The 16,983-nt window shown below is 51.2% G+C and carries 13 protein-coding genes and 1 tRNA gene; 7 read left to right on the forward strand and 7 right to left on the reverse strand.

What is annotated here, in order from left to right:
• Positions 1-77: 77 nt before the first annotated feature.
• The 4 genes from dctP to QWY27_RS01865 all read left to right on the forward strand — a co-directional run bounded on the left by dctP (position 78) and on the right by QWY27_RS01865 (position 4,328).
• Positions 78-1,109, forward strand: a complete 1,032-nt coding sequence (dctP, locus tag QWY27_RS01850) for a TRAP transporter substrate-binding protein DctP (protein WP_290194172.1) — start codon at positions 78-80, stop codon at positions 1,107-1,109.
• Positions 1,110-1,111: 2 nt separating this feature from the next.
• Positions 1,112-1,696: a TRAP transporter small permease gene (locus QWY27_RS01855; protein ID WP_290194174.1), complete on the forward strand. Its 585-nt coding sequence runs from the start codon at positions 1,112-1,114 to the stop codon at positions 1,694-1,696.
• On the forward strand, positions 1,689-2,966 hold the full coding sequence (locus tag QWY27_RS01860; protein ID WP_290194176.1) for a TRAP transporter large permease: 1,278 nt from the start codon (positions 1,689-1,691) through the stop codon (positions 2,964-2,966). The genes QWY27_RS01855 and QWY27_RS01860 overlap by 8 nt, the downstream gene beginning before the upstream one ends.
• Positions 2,967-3,110: 144 nt before the next feature.
• The gene (locus tag QWY27_RS01865; protein WP_290194178.1) at positions 3,111-4,328 is read left to right on the forward strand and encodes an isovaleryl-CoA dehydrogenase; all 1,218 of its coding nucleotides are present in this window, start codon (positions 3,111-3,113) and stop codon (positions 4,326-4,328) included.
• A gap of 50 nt (positions 4,329-4,378) precedes the next feature.
• Here QWY27_RS01865 and QWY27_RS01870 read toward each other — a convergent pair whose 3' ends face one another.
• The 3 genes from QWY27_RS01870 to QWY27_RS01880 are packed head-to-tail and all read right to left on the reverse strand — an operon-like array spanning position 4,379 to position 9,979.
• Positions 4,379-7,960, reverse strand: coding sequence for an indolepyruvate ferredoxin oxidoreductase family protein (locus QWY27_RS01870; protein ID WP_290194180.1), 3,582 nt, complete (start codon positions 7,958-7,960; stop codon positions 4,379-4,381).
• Positions 7,961-8,000: 40 nt separating this feature from the next.
• The gene (locus QWY27_RS01875) at positions 8,001-9,269 is read right to left on the reverse strand and encodes a hydantoinase/carbamoylase family amidase (protein WP_290194181.1); all 1,269 of its coding nucleotides are present in this window, start codon (positions 9,267-9,269) and stop codon (positions 8,001-8,003) included.
• A complete protein-coding gene (locus QWY27_RS01880) occupies positions 9,266-9,979 on the reverse strand; it encodes an orotate phosphoribosyltransferase (protein WP_290194183.1) in 714 nt (237 codons plus the stop codon). Before QWY27_RS01880 ends, QWY27_RS01875 begins: the two co-directional genes overlap by 4 nt.
• Before the next feature lie 103 nt (positions 9,980-10,082).
• On the opposite strand from QWY27_RS01880, the gene nudC reads away from it, so the two are divergent.
• The gene (nudC, locus tag QWY27_RS01885) at positions 10,083-10,889 is read left to right on the forward strand and encodes an NAD(+) diphosphatase (protein ID WP_290194570.1); all 807 of its coding nucleotides are present in this window, start codon (positions 10,083-10,085) and stop codon (positions 10,887-10,889) included.
• Here the strand turns inward: nudC and QWY27_RS01890 are convergent.
• The 3 genes from QWY27_RS01890 to QWY27_RS01900 all read right to left on the reverse strand — a co-directional run bounded on the left by QWY27_RS01890 (position 10,883) and on the right by QWY27_RS01900 (position 13,746).
• Positions 10,883-11,887, reverse strand: a complete 1,005-nt coding sequence (locus QWY27_RS01890; protein ID WP_290194185.1) for an asparaginase — start codon at positions 11,885-11,887, stop codon at positions 10,883-10,885. The two genes, nudC and QWY27_RS01890, sit on opposite strands and share 7 nt — an antisense overlap.
• Before the next feature lie 69 nt (positions 11,888-11,956).
• A complete protein-coding gene (locus QWY27_RS01895; protein ID WP_435433432.1) occupies positions 11,957-12,742 on the reverse strand; it encodes an enoyl-CoA hydratase/isomerase family protein in 786 nt (261 codons plus the stop codon).
• A 62-nt stretch (positions 12,743-12,804) separates the two neighbouring features.
• Complete coding sequence (locus tag QWY27_RS01900; protein WP_290194187.1) at positions 12,805-13,746, reverse strand: AEC family transporter; 942 nt, start codon at positions 13,744-13,746, stop codon at positions 12,805-12,807.
• 128 nt (positions 13,747-13,874) lie between these two features.
• Here QWY27_RS01900 and QWY27_RS01905 point away from each other — a divergent pair, with 128 nt between their 5' ends.
• A complete protein-coding gene (locus QWY27_RS01905) occupies positions 13,875-14,324 on the forward strand; it encodes a GNAT family N-acetyltransferase (protein ID WP_290194189.1) in 450 nt (149 codons plus the stop codon).
• A gap of 29 nt (positions 14,325-14,353) precedes the next feature.
• Here QWY27_RS01905 and QWY27_RS01910 read toward each other — a convergent pair.
• Positions 14,354-14,438, reverse strand: a tRNA-Leu gene (locus QWY27_RS01910).
• Between the two features lie 45 nt (positions 14,439-14,483).
• On the opposite strand from QWY27_RS01910, the gene rnr reads away from it, so the two are divergent.
• The gene (gene rnr / locus QWY27_RS01915; RefSeq protein ID WP_290194191.1) at positions 14,484-16,976 is read left to right on the forward strand and encodes a ribonuclease R; all 2,493 of its coding nucleotides are present in this window, start codon (positions 14,484-14,486) and stop codon (positions 16,974-16,976) included.
• Positions 16,977-16,983 lie beyond the last annotated feature (7 nt).

The following is a 16,983-nucleotide window of genomic DNA, read 5'->3' on the forward strand; positions in this document are numbered from 1 at the left end:
AACAAGTGTATTTAGTTACAGTCTGCCCGCGTCTAGTTCAGTGACTGAACTAGACTTCATTTTTTCAAGGAAACCACATGTCTTCATTATCCGTAAAACTGATGACTGCGTCGTTCGCAGTGTTAGCTTCGGCGTTGGTTGCAACACCCGCCGCAGCTCAGGAAAAACTCCGCATTGCACTTGATACGAACCCTGTACATGTCCGTAATAAAGGTGTGGAAGTTTTTGTTGAAGAATTGAAAAAGCGCACAGGTAACCGCTTTACGATCGAGGTCTACCCAAGTGGACAGCTGTTCCGTGACCGTGACGTGCCACGCGCACTCCGTCAGGACGCCTTAGAAATGGCCGTGCCCGGTACATGGCAGCTTGATAGCGCCGAGCCGAATGCCGCACTCCAGAGTCTGCCCATGTTCTATGGTGTTGACGAGGCGACTGTCCATAAAGTCATGGACGGTAAGCTTGGTCAATATCTGAACAAAAAGTTCGAAGAGCGCATGCGCGTCAAGATTTTGGGTAAGTGGATGGATCTGGGTTTTCAAAACACTTACACCATCAACAAAGAAATCAAAACCTATGCTGATATGAAAGGCATGAAGATTCGCTATCCTGGCGGTACAGCGAATGCGCAGCGCATCACCTCTCTAGGAGGCACGCCCTTGTTGGTGCCATGGCCGGATGTTCCTTTGGCAATGAGCCAGGGTGTGATGGATGGTTTGTTGACAACGTACGAGAGCAGCTTTTCGTCCAAGCTGATGGATTCGGGCTTGAAGTACGCTTTTGAAGACAAAAACCAGTTCAATCAATACGTGCCAATGATGCGCGCGAACTTCTTTAACAAGCAACCCAAAGAAGTCCAGCAAGCGATTCTTGAAGCATGGGATATCGCTGCGACACAAGAGCGTAAAGATGCTGCTGCCGCTCAGCTCAAAGCCAAAGACGTATTGGTTAAGGCAGGCTTGAAGGTTGTGATTCCCTCTGATGCCGAGGTCTTGCAAGCTCGCCGTACCTTGATGAAGATACAACCCGAACTCGTCAAGAGCATCAAGATGGATCAGGATGTGGTGGACGAAGCATTGAAAAATCTTAAAGAAGCAGGCGTGGCGTACTAAAAATGCAAGCAAAAGACACTGTTCAGGCAGCTGAGCCGACAGGCAACCGACTCTACGAGACGTTGCGTCAAAAAGCTCAGGCTGACCTTGAGGCGGAAGCCCATGATGTACCCAAATCCCACCCACTCGAAGCATTGGTGGTGGGGGGCTTAGCCACTCTTGCGCTGGTGATGTGTTCCTACAACGTTATCGTGAGATTGGTTGCGCCCTCGTTGACACTGGACTTTGTTGAAGAAGTGCAGGTGTATATGGTGATCTGGGCGGTATTTTTATCGCTCGGCACCGTTACCCTGATGGATCGTCACGTGAAGTCTGATTTTTTTATCAATATGTTTCCACCCAAACTCAAACATAGCGTTGAAGTGCTCGCCGATGTCTTGGGTTTGATTTTTTGTGTATTTGCTGTCTATTACGGTGCAGTCGTTGCCCATCAGGCCTGGGATTTCGGCGATGTCTCCACAACCATGCTTCGGATGCCCTTGTGGATTTATTTCGCAGCGCTACCTGCAGGTGCTTTTGTAATGGGTTTGGCGTATATCGTTCGCCTCTATCGTAAATGGTTCAAGCGGGAGCCGCAGCATGCTTAGTTTTTTCTCTCCCGTATTTATTATTCTATTGATTCTTGGAGTACCCATTTATCTGACAATGGGTTTGACTTCGGGACTGGTTTTTGCAACCGAAGGTAGTTTAGTTCCGCTCGCTCAAAAAATTATTGACGAACTGAACTCGCCAACGCTTCTTGCGGTGCCTTATTTCGTGGTTGCTGCAATTTTCATGGAGCGGGGCGGTGTTGCCAAGGCTTTGATAAATGCTGCAACAGCCTGGATTGGTCGTGTCCATGGTGGACTAGGCCTTGTTTCGGTTTTAACCTGCGCGATTTTTGCGGCAATGTGCGGCTCTTCTGTTGCGACAGCGATTGCAATGGGCACCATCATGATCCCGGCCATGCTTCGCAACGGCTACTCGCCCGCTTTTGCTGGCGGTATTTTGGTATCGGCCGGTACGCTAGGTATCTTGATCCCGCCCTCACTGGCGTTCGTGGTCTACGGGGTTCTTGCTGATGCCTCCATTCCTCGCTTGTTCCTGGGTGGAGTTGTTCCCGGTCTGATCAGCGCAGCAATGATGGGCGTATATGTTTATTTTTTCAGCAAGAAAAACGGCTACGTTGATCGCGTGCCAATGCCTCGCGAAGAAAAAATAAAGAAAACACTTAACGCTGTCCCAGCCTTACTGGTGCCTGTTGTCGTGCTTGGAGGCTTGTATGGTGGATTTGTTACGCTGACAGAGACCGCAGCACTATCCGCTGTTGTTGCGATCGTGTTGGCTTTGTTTGTGTACCGTGAGGTCAAGCCTAGTGATTTTCTTCAAGTCATGACGCATGCTGTGCGAAGCGCCGCTGCCATCATGATCATCATTGCCATGGCACTTGCCTTTGGCCATCTGATCACAGAAACGGGTGTTGCACAAAAGACTCTTGAGTTTGTAAAAGGTCTGGATATCAAACCCTGGCAGTTTTTATTGGCCGTCAACATTCTCTTGATCTTCCTGGGTATGTTCTTGGAAGTCTTCTCGATCTTGTTGATCATGGTGCCGATCATTCTTCCTCTGCTTGAGCCCCTTGGTATCGATCCAATCCATTTTGGTGTGATGCTCGTCATCAATATGGAATTGGCATTAATGTCACCACCTGTTGGTTTGAACCTGTTCGTCATTAGTAATATTTCCAAGATTCCTTTGGCACAGGTGTTGCGCGGCACGATGCCGTTCTTCTTCCTGATGGTTGGATTGTTAATCGTGGTGACTTACATTCCAATCATTTCAACATGGCTACCTAATTTGTTAATGGGTCCCGGTTAAGATGACTGTTGCCGCATCAGCTAGTTTGACTGGCTGGTGTGACGCATCAATCCAGAGAGAGGCAAAGCCCCCTGGCCGGATACGGTTTGGGGGTTTTTTATCACCTCGTCACTCAAGTAAATCAACACATTTCTGCGGAGACTGATGATGTTGGAACACGAGCTTGATTTTGGATTAACCGAGGAGATCACCTACTTGCGCGAAGCGGTTCGAGACTTCGCTTCGCGGGAAATCGCACCGCGGGCTGCTCAAATTGACCGAGATGATCAGTTTCCAATGGATTTGTGGCGCAAAATGGGTGAGATGGGCTTGCTTGGTGTGACCGCAAGTCCTGAATACGGAGGGGCGGGGTTGGGTTATCTCGCCCATATGGTCGTCATGGAGGAGATCTCTCGCGCCTCTGCATCAGTCGGATTGTCCTACGGTGCGCACAGCAATCTTTGTGTCAATCAGATCATGCGAAACGGCACCCCTGTACAGCGTGCTCGCTTGCTACCCCCATTGATCTCGGGTGAGCATGTCGGCGCTCTTGCGATGAGTGAGCCGGAGGCTGGCTCTGATGTGGTCAGCATGCGGCTACGTGCCACAGCAGAGGGGGCAGGGTACCGATTGAATGGCACCAAAATGTGGATTACGAATGGTCCGGATGCTCAGACCCTTGTCGTCTATGCCAAGACAGATCCGGACAAAAAAGCACGTGGTATTACTGCTTTCTTGATTGATCGAGATATGCCGGGATTCTCCGTGGCTCAGCGCTTGGACAAGCTCGGTATGCGTGGTTCGCACACAGGGGAGCTTGTCTTTAATGATGTTTTTGTTCCCGCTGAAAATATACTCGGCCAACTTGATGGTGGCGTGCAGGTATTGATGAGTGGGCTTGATTATGAGCGCGCGGTGCTCGCTGCCGGACCGCTTGGGATTATGGGTGCGTGTCTAGACGTTGTGATGCCATATGTGCATGAGCGTCGTCAATTTGGTCAATCGATTGGCGAGTTTCAGCTCATTCAAGGCAAAATTGCCGATATGTATACAACCTACTCGGCGTGTAAAGCGTATTGCTACGCTGTCGGTCGCACACTGGATATGAGGAGCGGTGATGGGCTGGATCCGAGCGCGCTGCGCACACAGTCAGGCTCACAGCGCGGCATGCGAAAGGACGCAGCAGGGGTGATTTTATATTGTGCTGAAAAAGCGACGTGGATGGCGGGAGAGGCGATCCAGATTCTGGGTGGTAACGGCTATATCAACGACTATCCAACAGGCCGCCTCTGGCGCGATGCCAAACTCTATGAAATTGGGGCAGGAACCAGTGAAATCAGACGAATGCTGATCGGACGTGAGATTTTCAACGAGACAATGTAGGACCTTTGTTCGTTGGGCACAGTCCGACAGCACCTAAACTTTACGAACAACTACTTTTGCTCTCGCCATTTCTCGAGCAGAGAAATGGATTTTTTTCGGGCTTCTTCCAAGTGTCGCGCCTTGACGTGGCCATAACCTCGAATATGTTCAGGTACTGAGGCGATTTGCACGGCAAGGTCAATGTTTTGTCGGGTGAGCTGCGGGAGCATTGCTTCAATGCAAATCCTGTACTCGGAGATGAGTGCTCTTTCAGTACGACGCTCAGACGTGTAGCCAAACGGATCCAATACTGTTCCACGCAAGAATTTCAAGTGCTTGAGCGTCTTGAATACTGGACGTATCCATCCACCAAAGCGTTTTTTTACAAGCTCTCCCTGACTATTGTGTTGAGCAAGTAGAGGAGGGGCCAGGTAATGCGTGATCTGAAATCCAGGTTCAAATTGCTGGTTTATTTTTTCAATGAAATCTTGATTGGTGTGCAACCGCGCGACCTCGTATTCATCTTTGTAGGCCATCAGTTTAAAAAGGTAACGCGCCACGGCTTCAGAAAGCCTTGGCGTATGCTTGGATGGGACAGGCGCTTTCGAGTCTGTCATGGGCGGTACAGACCAGCTTGCTTGTTCAGCTTTGAATACGCGCTCGACAAAATCCCGGTATTCCTGTGCATACTGAGCATTTTGATATTGCGTGAGAAACTCCACGCGTCGAGTGATGAGTTGTTCGAGAGTGGGTTTTGCCTTGAATTGCAGCGGCTGCTCATTAATGGGTTGAGTACGCAGTTCAGCATTCAAGGCCGCAGCGCGTCCCCATTCAAAAGCTAACAGATTGCGCTCAACTTGAACGGCATTGAGTCGTAGAGCCTGTGTTAACGATTCATGAGATAAAGGAATCCAACCCTTTTGCCAGCAAAATCCCAGTAAGAGGGGATTGGCATAAATGGCATCTCCCAGCTTTTCAACCGCAAGTGCACTGGCATCGAGGCTGGCGAGCTGCTCGGCTCCAACGGCCTGAGAGAGTGCCTTTGCGCAGTCGGTATGGGACGATTGCCAATCGGGGCTCTGAACAAAGCCTGCGGTGGGCGTGTCGTGGCTATTCATTGCAATGCGCGTGACACCATTTTGCATAAGCGCCATCGTTGTCTGATTGGCGGCGACCACACTGTCACAGGCCAGGATCAAGTCGGCTTTAGCCAGATCAACTTTTGTGGCATAGAGCGTTTCAGGCGCTTGCGCGATCTGGACATGACTCCAAGTTGAGCCACCTTTTTGAGCAAGCCCGGCTGAATCTTGCGTGATGACACCTTTACCTTCAATGTGCGCAGCGACACCAAGCAATTGGCCGATCGTGATCACACCTGTTCCACCTACTCCGGCAATCACAATTCGATACGGGCTTGCGCAATCGGGTACGTTCGCTGGGGGAAGTTCAGGTAGTGCATTCTGGCTGTTCTTGGCTGCGGGCTGTTTAAGCTTGGCGTTTTCGACCACAACAAAACTTGGACAAAAGCCTTTTAAGCAAGACTCATCTTTATTACAGCTGCTGTGGTTGATCTGCCGTTTGCGACCAAATTCGGTCTCCAGGGGCTCGACAGACAAGCAATTGCTCTTGGCCGAGCAGTCTCCGCATCCCTCGCAGACGAGTTCGTTAATCATGACAACTCGCTTTGGATCTTCGAGCTTGCCAGACTTACGGCGACGGCGCTTTTCGGTCGCGCAGGTTTGATCGTAGACGATCACCGTGGTCCCGGTGATATCTCTAAAGAGGCGTTGTACCGTGTCCAGCTCATCCCGATGCCAGACTCGAACGTCAGGCTCAAGCTTGACGCCCTCGTAGCGTTCCGGATCGTCGGTGACCACTGCGACACGCTGAACGCCTTCGGCAATACAACTTTTAACGATTTGCGGGACAGAAAGGCCTTCGGGACGCTCCCCGACTTGCTGTCCGCCTGTCATTGCCACGGCATCGTTATACAGAATTTTGTAAGTGATGTTCACGCCAGCGACAACTGCCTGACGAATCGCCAGAGATCCGCTATGAAACCACGTACCATCACCAATATTTGCAAAAACGTGCGTATCTTTAACAAAGTGGGATTGGCCGACCCAGGGTGCGCCTTCCCCTCCCATTTGAGTAAAGGTTGAAGTCGAGCGATCCATCCACAGCACCATGTAATGGCAACCGATTCCCGCCATGGCGCGACTGCCTTGAGGCACACGCGTACTCGTACTGTGCGGACAGCCGCTACAGAACCAAGGCTGTCTTTCTCCAAGGGATAGGTCCGTCACACTCATTGCGCGCTGTTTAGCCTCAATGACACTGAGTCTGGATTGAATGCCTGCACGAACAGTTTCGGGAAGCGTAAAACGCAATAAACGTTTGGCGATCGCTTGTGCAATCAAGGCCGGACTTAAGTCCGCATTGGCGCGCAACAGCCGATTACCGACAGGATTGGGCTGAGCCCATTCGCCGCCACTGTAGTCGGATTCGGGCTGGTCGAATTTACCCACAACAACCGGACGGGTGTCTGGACGCCAGTTGTAGAGCTCCTCCTTGAGTTGATATTCGATCACTTGTCGTTTTTCTTCTACGACAATAATTTCTTCGAGACCCAATGCAAACTCGCGCGTTGTACTTGCCTCCAGCGGCCAAACAACGTTAACTTGATGCACGCGCACACCAATTTGACGGCACACTTCATGGTCGAGACCCAAATCTAAGAGTGCTTGGCAGGTGTCACGGTAAGCTTTGCCGCTGGCCATGATTCCTAGTCGATCATGAGGGCCTTGAATGCTTGTATGGTTGAGTTTGTTCGCACGAATATACGCCAACGCCGCATACCATTTGTACTCCATGAGACGGGCTTCTTGCTCCAGTGGTGCATCAGGCCAGCGAATGTGCATGCCGCCTTGCGGCAAGATAAAGTCTTCGGGCAGGATGATGTTGACACGCGCTAAATCAACGTCCACGCTCGCGCTCGACTCAACGACTTCCTGAATAGTCTTCATCCCAGACCAGAGACCGGAAAAGCGACTGAGCGCAAAGGCGTGCAAACCCATATCAAGAATGCCTTGCACGTCACTTGGGAAAAAGACTGGCAACCCACAGGCTTTGAAAATATGATCACTCTGATGCGCGGCGGTAGAACTCTTGGCAATGTGGTCATCACCCGCAATCGCAATGACGCCACCATGCGGCGCGGTACCAGCCATGTTGGCGTGCTTGAATACATCTGAGCAGCGATCAACGCCGGGACCTTTCCCGTACCAGATTCCAAACACGCCATCGAATTTTTTTTGTTCAGGGTAGATCTCGACTTGCTGAGTTCCCCAAACTGCTGTTGCGGCAAGCTCTTCGTTTACGCCCGGTTGAAAAACAATGTTGTGTCGCTTCAAGTGTGCAGAAGCTTTCCACAGAGCTTGGTCATAGCCCCCCAGGGGACTCCCTCGGTAACCGCTGATAAAGCCGGCAGTATTTAACCCTGCTTGCGCATCGCGCATTTGTTGCATCATGGGTAGTCGAACGAGGGCTTGCACACCGCTCATGAACGCACGACCGCGTTCCTGTGTGTATTTGTCTTCGAGTGACACCTTGTCAAGCACCTTGTGGGTGGACTCAGTCAGTGGGGCGTTCATTGGGTAGATCTCCTTTGATCAAAAGGGTTGCCCGTTAGATTTAATCGAGGATCGCAAGATGAAGTGCCTGAACACCTAAAAAGAAATCCTCCAAATTCATGGCTTCATGAGGGTTGTGAGAACCATGTTCATTGCGTATAAAAATCATTCCACTTGGTATACCGGCGTTTGCAAAAACGGCTGCATCATGTCCAGCGCCACTTGCCATGATTTCAGACTCTACTCCGAGTTTCACACATGCATCAGAGATTTTTTTGACCCATTCCTGACTCATCAAGGCGGGTGCTGTATAGAGCTTTCTGTCAAAGATAAACTCCACACCTCTTGAGCGAGCAATATCTTGACATTCATTTTGCATGAGCTGATAGAACTGCTCAAGCGTCGCTTCATTTTGACTACGCACTTCAAAACTAAACTGGACTTCCCCAGGGATGACCGAGAGGGCGTGGCTCGCAGAATTCGTAGAAAAAATACCGCAGGTCATCACCAAGTCCATCCCCATTTGTTGCAACACGCGCCAATGCTCATCGAGGTGAGAGAGCAGCTCCGCGCAGGCCAGCACCGCATCTTTGCGCATCCATCGTGGGACTGCACCTGAGTGACCGGTCTCGCCCTTGCATATGATCCGGTTGTGACGGATATTTCCGCGTATGCCCGAGACGGCTGCGATGGGCCAGTGGCGTGCGACCATCAGCGGACCTTGTTCAATATGTAATTCAAGATAGGCGCATACGTTTGAGAGATCCATCAGTGGCTTACCCTGGTCTATGCTCTCCACCGAAATTTTCAAAGCACGCATGGCCTCACGCAAGCTTTGTTGCGTGTGTCTGGACTTGAGTTGCAAGTCGTCTGCAGTCAGCTTTCCCAGTAAGGCCAGAGATCCCATGTATGCTTTGCCAAACCATGCGCTTTCTTCTCCTCGTAGAGCCAGCACTCGGATGGGTTTTTGTTTTGCGGCGGGTAATTCTTTCATGTGAAGCAAAATTAACAGCCCGGCGATTACGCCTGCCAGGCCATCGAAGTTACCGCCTTGTGGGACCGAGTCCAGATGCGAACCAATCAAGACGATCTTGCCCTCAGGTTCCTCGGGAAGCGTGATGACGAGATTGGCGCCCGCATCAAAGTGACAAAAAAGTCCTTGCTGTGTGGCGTAATCAGCCAGGATTTGTAGTGCAACGGTTTCTCCAGATCCGTAGCTCTCTCGTGTGATCCCCACTGTATCCCGGGTCGCATCCTGAATCTCTTTGAAAAGATAGTCCGCGACCTCAAGGAGCTTGGGATTCAGGGCTGCAGCTTGTTGAGTCATCATTGAGGTACCGTCTTGCGGGGAAACTGACCTGCTCCACCATGGGCCAAGGACCACGCGATGGGGTCCTGAAGAAAAGATTTAATTTCTTTGGCGCGATCGGATGGAAAATAACTGAGTGCCTTGGATTGAGAAAAAATATCCTGCCAAGTAGCCAAGGCATGCAATCTTATTTCGTGTTCAGTGTACGCACGAAGACTTTGTGGATAAATATCGTAATTAAAGACCACGAATACATCGCGAACGGTCGCGCCAGCCTGCCGCAGGGCAAGTGCTGCGCCGATTTTAGAAAGGCCATCCGTGGTCAGATCATCCACAAGTAAACATCTTGCCCCCGGCGCCAAATCTCCCTCGATTTGTGCGTTCGCCCCCCAGCCCATTGCCTTTTTTCTGACATAGACCATCGGTAAATTGAGTCGTTCAGCGATCCAGCAGGCAAAGGGGATGCCGGCGGTTTCAGCCCCTGCGATACAGTCAATTTGAGTGCCGAGCTGCTCACGAAGAAGGCTTGCAGCGTGATCCATGAGTAGAGTCCGGCGGGCGGCATCCGACATGAGTTTGCGGCAATCGACATACACCGGACTTGCCCAGCCACTTGTGTAGATAAAAGGCCGCTCTTGACAGACATATACAGCCTTGAGCGTTAAGAGAGCATTTGCTGTATCTTGTGCAGCGGTTGCTTGTCGGGAAGATCTTTGATGTGTGTCTGTCATTGATGCGCTCACTAAATAAAGCTTTATTTAAAAGAGGTATGGATCCCTAAGCTCAACCGACTCTGTACCGTCCAATCATCGGTGCAGAATACAATGTTGTCAAATAAACAAAGTATCAAAGAGACAAAAAATGAGTGAATTAAGCTATTGGTTGATCCGTTCTGGCAATCAAGTGTTGATATCTGTTGACGAGAGGGGGGTTGAGGTTTTTCCCCAGGCGCATCGAGCAGACTTCGATGAGCAAACTCAGGCTCTGCATATCGGACACTTCAATGGAGTCGCATGCTATGCCATTGAAACCGATGTGATTCCCTCGCATATCGCTGGTGAGCTCAGACCTGTGCGCAGTCTCTTTGCTTCTGCAGGGCCTGAGATTTTTGCTTTGGCGGGGCGCGGGACTCAACTGATCGACTGGATGAAAAATCATCGTTTTTGTGGCCGCTGCGGTACAACAACTGTCATGAAAAACACCGAGTTTGGCATGGAGTGTCCAGCTTGCCGCCTGGTGGCCTATCCCCGTATTTCACCCGCAGTGATGGTGCTGATTGAGCGTGGAGATGAATTGATGCTGGCAAGAAGTCCCCATTTTCGTCCAGGCGTCTTTAGCGCCTTAGCTGGCTTTGTCGAGCCTGGGGAGACTCTGGAGCAATGCGCTCACAGAGAGGTCCGCGAAGAGGTTGGCTTGGAAATTGAAAATCTTCGCTATTTCACCAGCCAGTCCTGGCCTTTTCCCAACTCCTTGATGGTCGCGTTTTTTGCAGATTACGCAGGAGGCGAAATCACGCCTGACCCTTCTGAAATCGAAGCAGCGGGCTGGTTTTCGCGCGACGCGCTCCCCCCGCTGCCTGATCATGTCAGCATCGCCAGACAGCTGATCGATGCTTCCTGCCGGCTGTATGAGAATCAATAAGTATCAAACATCCGCTGAATCTCGTTCCGGTCTTTTGTCTTGGTGAGCGCCATCGCCAGGAGGATGCGAGTTTTCTGAGGGGTTAGATTGTCGGCCTGTATAAAGCCGGCATCACGCATTTTGCTGGGTGCAAACGTTCGTCCCGAACCGGCTCTTGAGGAGATCGCCACAGCGACCCCTTTTTTAACAGCCGCCTCCATCGCGACGAACTCCTCTGGTGAGAGCAGTCCGGGAGCAAAAGCCGCTCCGACAAGGCCTTGCGCACCTGCGTCCATAAACGCCTGGACGGCAACGCCATCCCCTCCAGCATAGCTGTAGACGATATCGACACGCGGCAAAAGGGTGATGTCCCTGAGGTCGAACTCAGTATCGGGGGTGTGACGGCGAGTGGGGCTCCGATAGATGACTATCCGATCGCCGTCGACGTGCCCAAGGGCGCCAAAATCTGGCGAGCGAAATGTCTGCAAGCGACCATTTGATGTTTTGGTGACTTCTCTTGCGGACTGGATTTCATCATTGAGACAGATGAGCACACCAAGGTTTCTGGCCTCGGGACAAGCCGCCAATCGGACGGCGTTATAGATGTTGAGTCCGGCATCGGTAGACAATGCGCTGGCTGGGCGTTGCGCGCCGGTCAGGACAATAGGAATATTCGTTTTCAGACCTAGGTTGAGTGCATAGGCCGTTTCCTCCATGGAAGATGTACCGTGCAAAATGACAATACCGGCTAAATCGTGATGTTTCTGAATTAAATCGCCGATCACTACCGCCAGTTTTTTCCAATGCGGAAAGCTCACGGCAGTCGAAAGCAGCGTATCAAATGCAACAGGTATCACGTCCGCAATCGACTGAGAGTGAGGGAATTTCTCCAGCATCCCAAAGGCATCCAGCCTTTTGCCAGTCGAACTGTACTCAAACATATCGAGCTCACCCAGCACGCTGAGAGAGGTGATTGTTCCGCCGGTGCTGATCAGGGCGACTTTAGGTTTTGTTGTCATGTGCGTTCCACGATCAAAAAAAAACAAGATGAATTGATATCTGCCGTGCTAAAGAACTACTACACTTTGCTAGCTTCCTTTAAAAACAGCCTGACGCTTTTCTTTCCATGCTGTCGCTCCTTCCTTCATATCATCGGATTGTTCCGAGTGTAGAACCGCTTCTTTGATCGCAGCCACATCCAATTGTCCGCGAGCGATGAGATTTAGGTGTTTTTTTATTCCTAACAAGGCTAGGGGAGCCATCGAAGCGAGTTGCTTTGTCAAGGTATTGACGCTTTCTGTCAGAGAACCGGGCTCAACCAATTCGGTCAAAAAACCGATCTCTTTCATTTCGGAAGCTTCAATTTTTTCGGCTGTCAGAAAGAGTCTTTTGGCATGGTTGAGTCCTAGACGCGTCATGTAGCGCACCATTCCGCCTGGATAAAAATGCAAACCGAGTTTGGCTGCAGGCATAAACATATTGGCGTTGGTACTGCCAATGCGAAAGTCGCATGCCAGGCAGAGGTCTGTGCCACCACCATACACTCCGCCATTGATGGCGGCAATCGTGACTGGGCGTGCTTGCTCGATCAGATCAACAGTTTCTCCAAAATAGAGGGAGGAGGGAGCGCTTTCAGCCGCGAGCGAAGAGATGTCATAGCCACTGCAAAAATATTTGCCTTCTGCGATGAATCGCAAAACCAGAATATCTGGATGATGGTTGACTGTATCGAGGTACTCCCGAATCACCCCCAAATCTGCAGGACTTAATCGATTGGCGTAAGCCGGATTCGCCAGGCGAATCGTCGCGATGGATCCATCAAGGGAGAGTTGGGGCGAGGTCGTCTGGATGGGGTTCTGAGTATTCATATTCATTTGAGTGTATTCAAAAATTAGCGCTTGTCATCTTTGATTGTCGCGATCGCGTAACTCTCTGTTTAAAGCTCTTGACCAATCCAAGCCACCAGTATGGATATTGTCAATACCGACAGTACAGTCGAGACCAAAATAGCCCGCGCACTCGCAGCGGCATCGCGCTGATATATTTGTGACAACATAAAAGGACCCGTACCCACCGGCAGAGCCGCGGCAAGAATCGCAACCAAGGCCCATATTTTGGGGACCTCAAACACATACAGGACGAGCAGGGCAGTCAGTGCGGGTTGGACAAGCAGCTTGAGCAAGACAATACGCATCACTTCAGGCCCCGCACTGGGTGCGGTTGTTTGTCCTAAAAACAATCCGATCGCAATCAGTGCGCATGGGGTCGAGGCATCGCCCAACAGACCGATGAAACGCGAAGCGGGTGTGGGCATCGGCCATTGCATTATGGACCAAAACAGGCCTAAAAGTGGGGCAACCAAGAGCGGATTGCGAAGCATGGAGAGTACAACTTTTTTAATAGCGAGGCCTGCGCGTGCGTGGTCGAGTCGCTGCAGTTCAATCAGCATGATAGTGACTGCAAAAAGTAATGAGACGGTAAACACGGCTGTAATGATGGATGGTCCAAGTCCCGCTTTTCCAAACAACATCAGGCACAAAGGAATGCCCATGAATCCGGCATTTCCATACGCCGCGCTCATGCTGTTGATCAGTTTGTCCACAGGTGGGGTTTGCGGCTCCCTTGAAATGAGGGCATACAAGCTGGCTGTGCCGAACATGCCCAAGGCAAAAGACCAAAAGAAGCCAGGCTGAGCCAACTCAGACAGCTCTGCTCCAGACATTGCGGCAAAAAGTTGCGCGGGTAGCGCGAGATAAATCACAAAGTTATTCAATCCCTCGCGACTGGAAGGTCCGAGAATATTGAGTTTTGTGCAGACCCATCCAGTCAGGATCAAGCCAAACACCGGAAAAGCAGCGTCAATGACCGCAGCAAACATAGCCGACCAGCGAATCGATATTATTGGTACCCAAGTGTAGCGCGTTGATACAGATGGATGCTTGAGCTACGCTCCTCGGTCATAATATCTTTAAGTATCGTGAAATTATTTCTGCCAGGGGGGATCAGTTGAAGCCGTCGAATATTCAGATTGTGTTGGGTGATTGGACGAATCTGCGTGATTCTGCCTCTGCGATCCGCTTTGAAGTGTTCGTTGAGGAGCAGCAAGTTCCCGAGAACGAGGAGCTCGATGCGATGGATGATTTGTGTGTACATGCTCTGGCTTTTGATGAGCAGGGTGAGGTTATCGCAACGGGTCGCCTACTTCCCGATGGTCATATTGGACGCATGGCGGTCAAACGTTCTGAGCGTGGCAAGGGTGTGGGCGCGGCCGTTCTACAGGCATTGATGGATGCCGCGCTTAAAAAAGGCTTTGTTGAGGTGGTTTTAGGAGCCCAGCTTCACGCGCAAGGCTTTTATGAGAAACAAGGCTTTGCTGCGTTTGGGGAAGTGTTCATGGATGCGAATATTGAACACATCATGATGAAAAAAACACTCAAACAGACTTTAAATCATTAAAGCGACAGGGATTATGCTTTACACTTCAATGGTGCCCAGAAGAGGACTCGAACCTCCACACCTTGCGGCACACGGACCTGAACCGTGCGCGTCTACCAATTCCGCCACCTGGGCCTATCTGTACTTCAGAAGCACCGCATTATAAGCGAGATTCATACTTTGGCAAATCGCCTTCCCCCCCAATCTAAAAGCGGCCGCGCAAGCGCAGCCAGTCCTGAGTTACCTCCCGACTTTGATCCGGATGTCCCTAGTCGAGAAGAAATTTTAGAGTCCTTGCGCACAGCGCTTGTGCCACTTTCGCCAGAAGATCTGGCGACGCGACTCGGTCTGGATTCTGAAGAAACCCTCAGAGGATTTGCGCGGCGTCTTGCGGCCATGGAGCGTGATGGCCAGCTGCTACCTAATCGCAAGGGTGTTTTATTACTAGCGAATAAGCTCGATTTTGTCGCAGGCCGCGTGCAAGGCCATCGTGATGGTTTTGGATTTTTGGTGCGCGATGGAGGCGGGCCCGATCTGTTTTTGTCACCCCGAGAAATGCTCAAAGTCCTGCACGGCGACCGTGTGCTGGTTAAGCCTACAGGCGAGTACCGCGGCAAACCGGAAGCCACAATTGTCGAGGTCATTGAAAGGCGTACAAATCGTCTGGTCGGGCGGTTTTTGAACGAGCGTGGCTTGACTATTGTGGTTCCAGAAGATCAGCGTATCAAACACGACGTGCTGATCCCTCCGGCAGATACGGGAGGTGCTCAGCACGGTCAAGTAGTTTCAGTGGATATCATCGAGCAACCCACACGACACACACAGCCACTTGGTCGTGTGGCAGAAATCCTCGGTGAAATTGATGATCCCGGAATGGAAATCGAAATTGCCGTTCGCAAGTTTGATGTCCCGGTTGATTTTTCCGATGCAGCGTTGCGGCAGACAGATAAGTTGCCCGAAGGTGTCCGCAAACAGGATCTTAAAGATCGTGTGGATCTCAGGGATGTTGCGTTTATCACGATCGATGGCGAGGATGCACGCGACTTTGATGATGCGGTCTACTGTGAAGAAGTGGATCTTGGTTCCGGACGCAAACGTCCTGCCTGGCGTTTATTGGTTGCGATTGCTGACGTCAGTCACTATGTGACGCCAGAGGATGCTCTGGATATTGATGCCAGGGAGCGTGGGACCAGCGTTTATTTTCCTCGCCGCGTGATTCCGATGTTGCCCGAAAAGCTCTCCAACGGCTTGTGTTCCCTCAATCCTCAAGTGGATCGCCTCGTGTTAGTTTGCGACATGGTCATCCCACTCAATGGCGCCAAGGCTGGTACCGTTGCAGCCTACCAGTTTTATAACGCGGTGATTCACTCTCATGCGCGAACGACCTACAACCAGGTCTGGGAGTCCTTGCAACATCCTCAAGGTCCTGCGGCAAAATCCTTGACTAAGGTGCTGCCCCAGATTCAGGGCTTGCATTCGATTTTTCAGGTTTTACAGCAGTCGCGTAAAGAACGTGGTGCAATTGACTTCGATACGATTGAAACAAAAATAGTTTGTAACGAACTGGGGCGAATCGAAAAAATTATCGGTCTTGTTCGTAATGATGCACATCGTCTGATTGAGGAGTGCATGCTGGCAGCCAATACGTGTGCGGCTGACTTCATGGCGCGCAGCAAACACATTGGACTCTTTCGTATCCATGAAGGGCCAACGACTGATAAGCTCAAGGCATTGCGAGAGTTTTTGCGCACGCTTGGTTTGAGTTTGGGAGGAGGTGCTGAACCAACCGCCAAAGATTATGCTGAGCTCCTGGACAAGGCGCGTGCTCGTCCCGACTACGCCTTACTTCAAACGATGTGCCTGCGTTCGATGCAACAGGCCATTTACGGCCCTGACAATATGGGTCATTTCGGCCTGTCTTATCCGGCTTACACCCACTTTACATCGCCTATTCGACGCTATCCAGATTTGCTCACTCATCGTGTCATCAAGGCCTTGTTGAAAGGGGAACGATATCAGCCGACTCTTCATGGTTTTGTTGCAGCGCCTGGCGCGACCAAGCAAGAGTATGAGCATGATCTGTGGGAGCGGCTGGGTTTGATGTTGTCCGGCACTGAGCGTAGGGCGGACGAGGCCTCGCGTGATGTGGAGGCGTGGCTCAAGTGCTGGTTTGTCAAAGAACGCGTGGGCGAGACCTTTAGTGGTCGTGTCACAGGTGTGGCCAGTTTTGGTATTTTCGTGACTTTAGACACCCTTCATGTTGAGGGTATGGTGCATGTCTCTGAATTGGGAACCGAGTATTTTCAATTCAACGAGTCGATGCATGAGCTGCGAGGCGAGCGCACTGGAATGCGTTACCGGCTGACGGATGCCGTGCAGGTGCAGGTTGCCCGGGTTGATCTCGAAGCCCGTCGGATCGAGTTTCGTCTCGTGGCTGGCACAAGTTTTGTGGCACTGCGTAAGGCGGCGGCGCGTCCTGATGAATCGATCGCCAGACGTGTTAAAAAGGCGGCCCCCACGAAACCCGCTGAATTGCAAGGTAAAGTGGCAAGCGTGCGACGAGCCGAAGCAAAAAAAGCTGGCAAACAAGAAGCTGCGCGGCCTAGCAAAAAACTATTGCGGGCAACTAAAAAAAGCGCAGGTGTTAAAAAATCAGCCCGTAAAGGGCGCTAGGAACTGA

The organism is Zwartia vadi (assembly GCF_030410375.1).
GTDB classification, from domain to species: Bacteria; Pseudomonadota; Gammaproteobacteria; order Burkholderiales; family Burkholderiaceae_B; genus Zwartia; species Zwartia vadi.

Bases quoted from the DNA above. Each gene is read 5' to 3' on its own strand.
- QWY27_RS01895 (WP_435433432.1), bottom strand. From the start codon at position 12,742: ATGAATATGAATACTCAGAACCCCATCCAGACGACCTCGCCCCAACTC.
- dctP (WP_290194172.1), top strand. From the start codon at position 78: ATGTCTTCATTATCCGTAAAACTGATGACTGCGTCGTTCGCAGTGTTA.
- QWY27_RS01855 (WP_290194174.1), top strand. From the start codon at position 1,112: ATGCAAGCAAAAGACACTGTTCAGGCAGCTGAGCCGACAGGCAACCGA.
- QWY27_RS01900 (WP_290194187.1), bottom strand. From the start codon at position 13,746: ATGTTTGCTGCGGTCATTGACGCTGCTTTTCCGGTGTTTGGCTTGATC.
- QWY27_RS01890 (WP_290194185.1), bottom strand. From the start codon at position 11,887: ATGACAACAAAACCTAAAGTCGCCCTGATCAGCACCGGCGGAACAATC.
- QWY27_RS01870 (WP_290194180.1), bottom strand. From the start codon at position 7,960: ATGAACGCCCCACTGACTGAGTCCACCCACAAGGTGCTTGACAAGGTG.
- QWY27_RS01875 (WP_290194181.1), bottom strand. From the start codon at position 9,269: ATGATGACTCAACAAGCTGCAGCCCTGAATCCCAAGCTCCTTGAGGTC.
- QWY27_RS01880 (WP_290194183.1), bottom strand. From the start codon at position 9,979: ATGACAGACACACATCAAAGATCTTCCCGACAAGCAACCGCTGCACAA.
- QWY27_RS01865 (WP_290194178.1), top strand. From the start codon at position 3,111: ATGATGTTGGAACACGAGCTTGATTTTGGATTAACCGAGGAGATCACC.
- QWY27_RS01860 (WP_290194176.1), top strand. From the start codon at position 1,689: ATGCTTAGTTTTTTCTCTCCCGTATTTATTATTCTATTGATTCTTGGA.